General features: G+C 51.9%; 6 protein-coding genes. 5 read left to right on the top strand and 1 reads right to left on the bottom strand.

The window, feature by feature from the left end; all coding sequences use genetic code 11:
- Nucleotides 1-28: 28 nt before the first annotated feature.
- Nucleotides 29-1,654 (bottom strand): phospholipase D-like domain-containing protein, encoded by a 1,626-nt coding sequence (locus AB3R30_RS26400; protein ID WP_458652186.1) that lies wholly within the window; start codon nucleotides 1,652-1,654, stop codon nucleotides 29-31.
- Between the two features lie 104 nt (nucleotides 1,655-1,758).
- Here AB3R30_RS26400 and plsX point away from each other — a divergent pair, with 104 nt between their 5' ends.
- The 5 genes from plsX to AB3R30_RS26375 all read left to right on the top strand — a co-directional run bounded on the left by plsX (nucleotide 1,759) and on the right by AB3R30_RS26375 (nucleotide 6,834).
- Nucleotides 1,759-2,808, top strand: a complete 1,050-nt coding sequence (gene plsX / locus AB3R30_RS26395) for a phosphate acyltransferase PlsX (RefSeq protein WP_458652185.1) — start codon at nucleotides 1,759-1,761, stop codon at nucleotides 2,806-2,808.
- A gap of 63 nt (nucleotides 2,809-2,871) precedes the next feature.
- Nucleotides 2,872-3,870 (top strand): beta-ketoacyl-ACP synthase III, encoded by a 999-nt coding sequence (locus AB3R30_RS26390; RefSeq protein WP_458652184.1) that lies wholly within the window; start codon nucleotides 2,872-2,874, stop codon nucleotides 3,868-3,870.
- A 1-nt stretch (nucleotide 3,871) separates the two neighbouring features.
- Nucleotides 3,872-4,771, top strand: coding sequence for an ACP S-malonyltransferase (gene fabD / locus AB3R30_RS26385; protein WP_458652183.1), 900 nt, complete (start codon nucleotides 3,872-3,874; stop codon nucleotides 4,769-4,771).
- A 37-nt stretch (nucleotides 4,772-4,808) separates the two neighbouring features.
- Entirely contained in the window at nucleotides 4,809-5,447 is a 639-nt protein-coding gene (locus AB3R30_RS26380; RefSeq protein WP_458652182.1) for a lysophospholipid acyltransferase family protein, read from the top strand.
- A gap of 184 nt (nucleotides 5,448-5,631) precedes the next feature.
- Nucleotides 5,632-6,834, top strand: coding sequence for an NAD(P)/FAD-dependent oxidoreductase (locus AB3R30_RS26375; RefSeq protein ID WP_458652181.1), 1,203 nt, complete (start codon nucleotides 5,632-5,634; stop codon nucleotides 6,832-6,834).
- The last annotated feature ends 130 nt before the right edge of the window (nucleotides 6,835-6,964 follow it).

Raw genomic sequence — 6,964 nt, 5'->3', positions numbered from 1 at the left:
CATGATTGGTTCAGAGGTAGCTGCCGCTCTATTCTCTCCCATCTATCCACCAAAATAAAGTTGACAGCCTACTAGGCGCGATTCGTAATCCGTTAGCAGGGGTTCCCACGAGAATCCCCCCGGAAATCGCAGGCGTGACTGGGCACTTTTTCGCTTGGGCATCGGCTTTATTTTGGATCGCCGGGGGAACGCCCACAATGGCGTTCGTGTAGAGACGCTCAAATTCTCGCTGATAGTGGGCAGCCACAACCGGATTGTGAATGACCATTACGGTTTCATCGTTGCCGCCGTTAGCCGCTTTGGTCCAGTTGTGTGATCCGGTAATCACCGTTTGCTGGTCTACAATTCCAAACTTGTGATGCAGTAGATCACCGGGCGGCATCCGAGGGACTCCTACAGTTGCGATCGCGGGTTTCCAGGGACGATTATTTGCCTCATAGTTACAATCCTCCGCCAGCGTGATCCCCATCATGTCCAAGGCTTCACTGTAGGATCGGTAAGCAAACCCAGAATCGATCAACGCTTTGATCTCAACTTGGCGCTGACGAGTTGTTTCTAGCAAATCCACCAACTGCTGATCAGAGAAAACAAACAGCGCCATAGAGACCGATTTATTGGCACTACCTACCGTTTGACCAATCAGCCCATTGCTAGTTTGCTGCCACGGAACGGAACGACCACTAGGAGAAAAATGCACCTCAATTTTCGTGTTGCCCACTATGACTGAGCGCACCGGACGGAATGGCTTCTTTACTCCAAACAGGCTGTTGCTCTGCCCTGCCGGACCGTCCCCCCACATCAGGTTGAATTCTTCCGTAAACACAGCCGCCAGCGCCGGACTCTGAATTTTCAGTAGATTATTGGCGTTGCCGCGACTGTGGGGCGACTTAAAGTCTCCATGAACATCACTGATTGTGAAATTGGCAGAGGTGACAATCATCGTTTGACCATCCACCACCATAAATTTATGGTGCATCAAGTTGCTGCCCTTGGAACCATCTGCCGTATCGTCAATCCGGGGCACGTTTGCCCGATCGAGTACAACCAAGGCATCTCGGCTATTGATTTCGTCTGGGCTAAGCTGACCATCCCCGTTTTGGTCAATCAGGCGGCGGTTTTCTTCAAGTCGATCGCGATCGCGTTTCTCCAGTCGATTGAGTTCTTCAGCCGTAAAAGAACTTAACGGGCGCGCATAGGTATTTTCCAAAATCAGCCGCACCCGCACCCCAGCTTTTTGTCGCTCTGCCAACGCTTGAGCAATTCCTGGCAACCGAAATTCTTGAACCGCTACATCCACTGTCGATCGCGCCGAGGAAATGGCATCAATCATGATCTGCTCTAAATTATCCCCATCTCGTGTGATCAGACGATAAGGCTCGGTATAACTGGAAGCCGGTTCATGATTGCTATACACCTGAATCTGCGGATCTTGCGGTAAAGGGCTAGGGCGAAGAATCTGCACTTCCTCCGACTGGCAAGCCGAAAGACTCATCCCCAAAAAAGCGAACCAACAGATAGAGAGATGCCGAATAGAACGAAGATGCACGGCTATAAAAGTATGAAGAACAGATGAAGCAATTATTATTTTTAGGGTGCCCAATCGCCCAAAAAGATTACCAATTGTTTGCAGCATCTCATTGAAAATGGCTGACATAAATCCCCTTGTACGCAAGAATGGTTGAAGCAGCGCGATTCCTGTGGGGATGGTTTCACGAATCGCAGCTATCCTTATTAAGCCTTTTACTTACTTTTTGACCGATGGGATCAACGCGAGCACGGATTGCAATTGACGCGATGGGCGGGGATCATGCCCCTAGTGAAATCGTTGCGGGAGCTTTGAGAGCGCAGGCTGAACTCGGTGTTGAAGTACTTTTGGTCGGTGACCCAAAGCAGATTGCAGCCTCAACGCCCAATGCTTCCAACCTGTCTTCCTTGGAGATTGTTCCAGCCGAGGGCACGATTGAAATGGGGGAGGAACCCCTAGGTGCCCTCCGGCGGAAACCAAAAGCGTCCATCAACGTAGCGATGGAGTTAGTGAAAAAGAACCGAGCCGATGCCGTTGTTTCGGCGGGGCATTCTGGCGCGGCGATGGCAGCCGCACTGCTACGGTTAGGGCGCTTGAAAGGAATCGATCGCCCGGCGATCGGAGCAGTTTTCCCCACCATGATTCAAGGGAAGCCCGTAATCATTTTGGATGTTGGAGCCAACGTAGACTGCCGCCCCAAATTTTTGGAACAGTTTGCCACCATGGGTTCTGTCTATTCCCAATACGTGTTGGGCGTGTCTGCTCCGAAGGTTGGATTGCTCAATATCGGTGAAGAATCGTCCAAAGGAAATGACTTAGCCCTGCGAACTCATCAGCTTTTGCAGGAAAACCAGGCAATTTCCTTTATTGGCAACGCTGAAGGACGCGATGTCCTATCCGGTCATTTTGATGTGATTGTTTGCGATGGATTTGTGGGAAATGTGCTGCTGAAATTTGCGGAAGCCGTGGGCGAAGTGGCGCTGCAAATTCTGCGAGAAGAGCTACCGCAAGGACTGCATGGCAAATTAGGAACTTCTTTGTTAAAGCCAAATCTGAAGCGGATTAAACAGCGCATGGATCATGCAGAACACGGCGGCGGTTTGCTGTTGGGAGTGGATGGCGTGTGTATTATCAGCCATGGCAGTTCGCAGGCTCCATCGATTTTTAACGCGGTGCGGCTAGCGCGAGAAGCGTTTGACAATCGGGTTCTAGAGCGAATTCAGGCGAACTATGATGAAACGAATCAGCTACCAACGGTGAGCAGTTCGCAGGTAGACAGCTAGTTTCAAGTTGGGTTTCAAGTATGGGCTGAATGCCCTATTTCTAGTGATGAGTGGAGCAAAGATTTGAAACAACCAGGGGTCGGAATTGCGCTAACGGGTAGCGGCTCGGCGGTTCCAGCAGGTTTGCTGAATAATGACCAACTCAGCCAAATTGTGGAAACGTCGGATGAATGGATTGCGAGTCGAACTGGCATTCGGAGTCGGCGCTTAGCCTCTTCTACTGAGTCTTTGGCAAGCTTGGCGGCTCAAGCCGGAGAACGGGCGATCGCCATGGCAGGTTTGTCTGCTATGGACATTGATCTAATCGTGCTGGCAACTTCGACTCCCGATGATTTATTTGGCACCGCCTGTTTGGTGCAAGCCGAGCTAGGAGCTAGCCGCGCCGTGGCGTTTGATATTACAGCTGCCTGCTCTGGCTTTGTGTTTGGGCTAGTTACAGCGGCACAGTTTGTGCGAACGGGTGCTTATCAAACTGTGCTGTTGATTGGAGCCGATATTCTCTCGCGCTGGGTGGATTGGGGCGATCGCCGGACTTGTGTGCTGTTTGGCGATGGAGCCGGAGCCGTGGTGATTCAAGCGAATGAGTGCGATCGCCTGTTGGGGTTTGAACTTCGCAGCGATGGCACCCAAAATAAATATCTCAATTTGGCGTATCAACCGCAAGCAAAAGACTTGGCGGATCAAGTGGCGATCGGGCAGGGCACCTTTGCTCCCATCACCATGAACGGACAAGAAGTGTATCGTTTTGCCGTACGCCGGGTGCCGGAAGTGATTGAGAAAGCCCTTTTTCGTGCCGAGATGACGGCTCAGGATGTGGATTGGTTATTGCTCCATCAGGCTAACCAGCGAATTTTAGATGCGGTAGCAAATCGGCTCAACCTGCCACCAGAAAAAGTAATCAGCAATCTAGCAATCTACGGCAACACCTCTGCTGCCTCCATTCCGCTGGCGTTGGATGAAGCCGTGCGAGAGGGTAAAATCAAACCGGGCGATACCCTAGTCACCTCTGGCTTTGGTGCCGGGTTGACGTGGGGAGCCGCCGTTTTTCAATGGGGTCGATAGCATGACGAAAGCTGCATGGGTGTTCCCTGGGCAAGGATCTCAGGCAATTGGGATGGGAAAAGATCTGCTGGAGTTGCCAGAAGCAAAGCCCACTTTGCAACAAGCGGATGACATTTTGGGCTGGTCGATCGCCGAAATTTGCCAAAGCGCCGAGGATAAATTGTCCCGCACGCTGTACACTCAGCCCTGCCTGTATGTGGTGGAATGTGTACTAGCAGACTTGATGAGAGCCAGAGGACATCAGCCAGCATTAGTAGCAGGACATAGCCTGGGTGAATATGTGGCGCTTTATGTGGCGGAAGTGTTTAGCTTTTCAGCCGGATTGCAGCTAGTAAAGCGTCGAGCCGAACTGATGGATAGCGCCTCGGATGGGATAATGGCAGCACTAATTGGGTTCGATCGCGACCAGCTAACCCAACAGATTCAGCAAACGCCCGGAGTCGTGCTGGCAAACGACAACAGCGCGGCGCAAGTGGTGGTTTCGGGAACCGTTAAAGCCGTCGAAACCGTGTTGAACACTGTCAAAGCAAAACGCGCCGTCAAGCTGAATGTTAGCGGTGCCTTTCACTCGCCTCTGATGGCACCAGCGGCAACTGAGTTTCAAACGGTGCTAGATCACGTCACCTTTAGTCCCGCGACCGTGCCCGTTTTGTCCAATGTTGACCCTACTCCTGCCACCGATGCGGCTTTACTCAAACAACGCCTGATTCAACAAATGACTGGCTCCGTTCGTTGGCAAGAAATTTCCTTGCAGCTACCCAAATCAGGGATTGAAACCGCGATCGAGATCGGACCTGGCAAGGTGCTAACTGGTTTAATCAAACGCACCTGTCCCGATTTGGTTTTGAAGAACGTCAGCAGTCTTGCCGAAATTCCTACAGAAGGAGACAGTGAGCTTTGAGTGATGCACTGTAATTTCTCCGGGGTAGAAACTTCTTATGGCTAAAGATCGCGAACCCTTGGTTAGTCTGGCGCTTTATCGTCTGTTTAAGTGGACGATCGTCAGTCCGACGCTACATACCTATTTTCGGGGACGGATTTATGGCGCTGAAAATGTGCCCCAAACTGGCAAGTTGATCGTGGTTAGTAACCATGCCAGCGATTTTGACCCCATGTTTTTGTCGAACGCGGTGCAGCGACCCGTTGCTTACATGGCAAAAGAAGAACTATTTCAGATTCCAGTCCTGAAGCAGGCGATCGCGCTCTATGGTGCCTATCCAGTTAAACGCGGTTCCGCCGATCGCAGCGCTATCCGAGCCGCGATCGCCTCGTTAGACCAAGGCTGGGCAGCCGGAGTATTCATTACAGGCACCCGTACACTAGACGGGCGCGTCACTGATCCCAAACTAGGAGCCGCCCTCATTGCCGCCAAAGTCCAAGCGCCCCTCTTGCCTGTGAGCCTATGGGGAACTCACGCGATCGCCCAAAAAGGATCAGCCATCCCGCGCTCCGTTCCGATCACCATCCGCATCGGCGAAGTCATCCCGCCGCCCTCCTCCAGCGATCGCGAAGAACTGGAAACTGTTACCCAACAATGCGCCAAGGCGATTAACGAACTGTTGGATTTGGGTAGGTAGAGTTCGGAGTTTGGGGCAAGGGATGGGCACTGTGGGGTTTTAAGAATTCAGTTTTGAGTTTTGAGTTTTGAGTTTTGAGCTTTACTCATTCGCCATTCGTCCTTCCCATTTTTCGTCCTCCCCATTTTTCCTGATTTCGTTATCCTAGAGGGGTTACGCGCCAAGAGTAAGGGTCTTCTTCGTTATGACTGATCAACGTGCCCGTATTTGCATTCTGGGTGGAGGCTTTGGAGGTCTCTACACGGCTCTGCGCCTAAGTCAGTTACCCTGGACGAAGTTAGAAAAGCCGGAAATTGTGCTAGTCGATCGCGGCGATCGCTTTTTGTTTTCGCCGCTGCTGTATGAACTGATGACGGGAGAACTGCAAACCTGGGAAATTGCGCCCCCGTTTGCAGAATTGCTGGCAGGTACGGGAGTGCGGTTTCAGCAGGCAACGGTTGCCAATATTGATCTAGAGGCACAGCGAGTTCAGTTTCAAGATGGCACAGATTTGACCTACGATCGCCTTGTGTTGGCGCTGGGTGGAGAAACGCCGCTCAATCAAGCACCCGGCGCTGCCGACTATGCGTTACCCTTCCGCACGGTGGCAGATGCCCATCGCTTAGAAGAACGGCTGCGGATTTTGGAAGAATCGGATGCAGAAAAAATTCGAGTGGCGATTGTCGGGGGCGGCTATTCTGGGGTGGAATTGGCGTGTAAACTAGCAGATCGCTTAGGCGATCGCGGAAGGATGCGTTTGGTGGAAATCTCGGATCAATTGCTGCGAACTTCCCCCGAATTTAATCGCACCAGTGCTGCTCAAGCCTTACAAGATCGCTCGATTTGGCTGGATTTGGAAACGGCGATCGAGGAAATTACGCCCGACACGATTTCGCTTAATTACAAAAATACCGTCGATACCATTCCCGTAGACATTGTGATGTGGACGGTGGGCACTCGTGTTGCAGAAGTGATTAGTGATCTGCCGCTGAAGAAAAGCGATCGCGGCAAGGTCGTTCTAACCAACACGCTGCAAGTCGTTGATCAACCCAATGTGTTCGCCTTAGGTGATTTGGCAGACTGTAAAGATGCCGACGGGCAACAGGTGCCGCCAACTGCACAAGCCGCATTTCAGCAGGCGGATTACTTGGGCTGGAATCTGTGGGCATCGCTGACCGGACGACCCCTGCTGCCTTTCCGCTATCAATATTTGGGTGAGATGATGACCTTGGGCACCGACAACGCCACGTTAACTGGCATGGGCATTAAGCTGGACGGATCACTCGCCGTCGTTGCCCGACGCTTAGCCTATCTCTACCGGATGCCTACCTTGGATCACCAACTTCGGGTTGGACTCAATTGGATCACTCAACCGCTTGTCTCGGCGATCGCCAGTTTTACCGAATAGTCATTGATGATTTTTAATCAGGGCGATCGCTCTAGGACAGGAGCGATCGCCAATAGACCTCTTGCGTGAATAGAGGGAAGTGGCTACAAATAGATCAAGGAGGACTGATGACCTACAAACAACTGAGCCA

This window comes from Sivoneniella epilithica UHCC 1019 (assembly GCF_040830845.1).
Classification (GTDB): Bacteria; Cyanobacteriota; Cyanobacteriia; order Leptolyngbyales; family Leptolyngbyaceae; genus ULC077BIN1.
This window is presented reverse-complemented; position numbering and strand designations above follow the sequence as displayed.